Origin of the sequence: Bacillus sp. AP50 (genome assembly GCF_040492675.1) — a bacterium.
Classification (GTDB): domain Bacteria; phylum Bacillota; class Bacilli; order Bacillales; family Bacillaceae_G; genus Bacillus_A; species Bacillus_A cereus.
Genome location: NZ_JBEUTW010000450.1, coordinates 1 through 3,099, shown reverse-complemented (window position 1 = coordinate 3,099; position 3,099 = coordinate 1). Strand labels below are relative to the sequence as shown.

The following is a 3,099-nucleotide window of genomic DNA, read 5'->3' as shown; positions in this document are numbered from 1 at the left end:
AAAAGAAAAAAAGACATTGAACAGTTTGTTTCAATGTCTTTTTTTCTTTTTAAACTATAGAGGAACAAATGGTTAAGGCTTTGTTTGGCATCCTATAGTGTTTTAGGTGTGTTATACTTATATTTGTAAATTATAATATTACGTAGAACGTTAGGTTTGTTTGCTACTATTCGATATATATAACTGGAGGGAAAATTATGGTTTTTTTAAAAAGGCAGTATGTGGTGTTTGTGATATAAAGGTTGGTTTAAATCGTTATAAAATACTAAAATCTGATGCATGGCTATGCCCAGATTGCTTTCATAAAGCAGGTGGCTTGGGTGTTGTAAGTGTAAGTACGGACACTATCGAAGAATTGAAAGCTACAATCGATGCAAAGGTAGCAAAACTTGCTGAGGATCCATTGTCATGCGCTGAAGGAATGTATCAATTCTGTATAGATAATACATTCGGTTCTGGCTTTAATGAAAAGTGGGGTGTAAAACACTTCAAGGTATTAGAAGATAACTTGATGAATGGCGAAAAAATTCATATGACTTATATCGGAATGCACGATTATCAATCTACAACAAAGCATGATGGTTATTATGCCTACGCCATAAGTAATAAACGCATTATGTTCGGACAAAAAACAATGACTGGTGAAAAATTCAAAGCAGTAGATCATGAAAAGATAAATGATATATCTTTTGAAATAGGGATGTGGTTAGGCTTTCTAACAATTGATACTCCGCAAGAAAAGATCAAAGTTGCGTTAGATAAAGATTCAGCAAAATCCATTAATAATCATATCCATCAAGTTCTAGATGCTTTAAAAAGCAAACCTACTGAAGCTCAACCACAAGCAGTATCTGCTCCAATATCAACAGCAGACGAATTAAAGAAATTCAAAGAGCTGTGTGATATGGGTGTTATTACAGAAGATGAGTTTAACGCCAAAAAGAAGCAGTTACTTGATATATAAATACAAGATAAACAAGGCAAGTATATTAGAGGGAAAAAGACATTAAACGTATTTGTTCAATGTCTTTTTTATTACACTGCAGAGAAGCATGTATAATAAATATTGTAAATGAAATAGAAACTGCACCCTATACGAATTATTGACTAGCCTAGAGTTTCTTTTTAGATGACAGTTTATTAAATTTTTAGCGATAAAAGCCAATAATTTAAAATTGAGACATCCTATTTCTTATAATCTGACTAATAATTTTTGTTACCTAGGACAAGGATACCAAGGTGCTGAGGAGGTACTAAGAAAAGTACGAATTTTCCCAAAGTCATCATAAATATTGCGTGGAATAGTCCACGTGTGCGTGACAGTATAGTTCTTTAACCTACAATCAGGTGATACAATATCCCGCCATTCAGTAAGGAACCCTCCATCTTTGGTTAAATAAAGAATCTTAAAAACCGGATTCCACACTACTTCCCCCAAGAGGGTCCTGTTGTTATTTAGGATGTATGAAAAACTAACTTGACTACTCTTATCAAAATTTAGCATAACTGTACCAGTAACGTTAGATATAGACATAAAAACATCGCTTTTATCCCCAGTACTACTGTTGAATACAATCCAGCCTGGGGCAAAGTATATTTTAGTTAAGCGGATATTATCCAATTCAGCAATTTTTAAGACTGTGTCTTTTGGTTCAAATCCCATAAAATATCCCCTCTCATCCAAAAATATATTCATTGTATGAATGTATTTTTGTCCTAGTAAATTGGATTTAACTATTTTTAAAAATTAGGTAGTATTACTACTTTACTTAAATCTAAAATACATAAGTTGTCATGAACGAATTATTATTTTGAAGGAGATGAAATATTAATGCATATAGTTCCGTGTTGTCATCTACAGGTATATACATCATTTACACCAAATCCTATGCAGTATATTCCATATGGGTCATGGGATAATTTTGTACAGCTCAGCCCGCAACCACTACCTCCTTGTATTTTTGTAGAACTTAATCCACAGCCACTACCTCCAAGGTACTATTATTAAAAACAACAGCTTTCTAAAAAACTTAAATTGCAAAGTACCTCTAAAGACCACTGGAAAGGTGGTATTTAGAGGTATTTACATACAGAACATTGCTTCATATACAACTACAGAGGAACAAACCATTCTATTACAAGTAACCCCTAATTTAACTTTCACTTACCTTTGGACTTTCGTCCTTCACCAAGTTAAGGAATAAGATATCTGTGATGATGGGTTCTAACAAGACTTCAAGAAGGTTTACAAATGTTATTAAGCATTGGAGGACGTTGGGAAACAAGGGCACAATATGAAAATAAATATGTAATAGTAAGGAGAAGAGAAGCGCATGTATAATATACTTAAACGTCAATATAATTCTATTTTCCGAGGGGTGATTTGGATTAACGAGGAAGTACAAAGGGAGCTAAACCTATTAGTACAAAAAATTTGTGAAACCGTATCTTCTGTCCAAAAAATTATCCTTTTTGGCTCTCATGCTTATGGCACACCAAATAAAGATAGTGATTTTGATCTTTGTATTATTGTGGATGGTGTAGGATCAAGAAAAAGAGAAGTGATTAATCTTATCAATTGGGGTATTTACGATGTGATGGAAACACCAGTTGATATTTTAGTATATGGACCTGAAGAGTTTCAAGAACGTGCTAACCGTAATGTAACCATGGAATACAAAATTGCACTAGGGGGGCAAGTTTTATATGAAAAATACTGAGGATTTAGAAGAGTGGCTATTCATTGCAAAATCTAATTTAGATTCTGCTAGGTACTTAGCTCACATGAAACCTTTCCCTGCCTCAGTTATTTGTTACCATAGTCAAAAATGTGTTTGGAAACCTCTAAAAGGATTTCGTACACCCAACTATATGTTCCATGATTAAAATTAAATGCCACAAATAGGGATTATCTGTATACTTTCTAGCTCTTAAAGGTTCCGAAATAGTTTTATAGTACTTGTAGATAATTTTCGTATAATCCTCTTATAATGATATATCTATTTATGCCATTCTCACCACGAACCACTAAGGTATTTCTAACAAACTGTATATGGCTCATATTAGGCGATACAAGCTCTTGTAAGGACAACCCATAGT

The 3,099-nt window shown here is 33.3% G+C and carries 3 protein-coding genes and 2 pseudogenes; 3 read left to right on the top strand and 2 right to left on the bottom strand.

Features of this window, described 5'->3' with window-relative positions; genetic code table 11:
- The first annotated feature begins 160 nt into the window (after positions 1-160).
- A complete protein-coding gene (locus ABWK52_RS24455) occupies positions 161-964 on the top strand; it encodes a PH domain-containing protein (RefSeq protein WP_098542389.1) in 804 nt (267 codons plus the stop codon).
- A gap of 252 nt (positions 965-1,216) precedes the next feature.
- Here the strand turns inward: ABWK52_RS24455 and ABWK52_RS24450 are convergent, their stop codons facing one another.
- The gene (locus tag ABWK52_RS24450; RefSeq protein ID WP_255289056.1) at positions 1,217-1,663 is read right to left on the bottom strand and encodes a hypothetical protein; all 447 of its coding nucleotides are present in this window, start codon (positions 1,661-1,663) and stop codon (positions 1,217-1,219) included.
- Positions 1,664-2,333: 670 nt separating this feature from the next.
- Between ABWK52_RS24450 and ABWK52_RS24445 the strand changes: the two genes are divergently transcribed.
- Positions 2,334-2,720, top strand: a complete 387-nt coding sequence (locus tag ABWK52_RS24445; RefSeq protein WP_000282363.1) for a nucleotidyltransferase domain-containing protein — start codon at positions 2,334-2,336, stop codon at positions 2,718-2,720.
- Positions 2,707-2,868: pseudogene (locus ABWK52_RS24440) on the top strand (HEPN domain-containing protein); the annotation flags it as partial. The gene ABWK52_RS24445 and the pseudogene ABWK52_RS24440, both read left to right, overlap by 14 nt.
- Here the strand turns inward: ABWK52_RS24440 and ABWK52_RS24435 are convergent.
- Positions 2,855-3,099, bottom strand: a pseudogene (locus ABWK52_RS24435) (integrase); the annotation flags it as partial. The pseudogenes ABWK52_RS24440 and ABWK52_RS24435 sit on opposite strands and share 14 nt — an antisense overlap.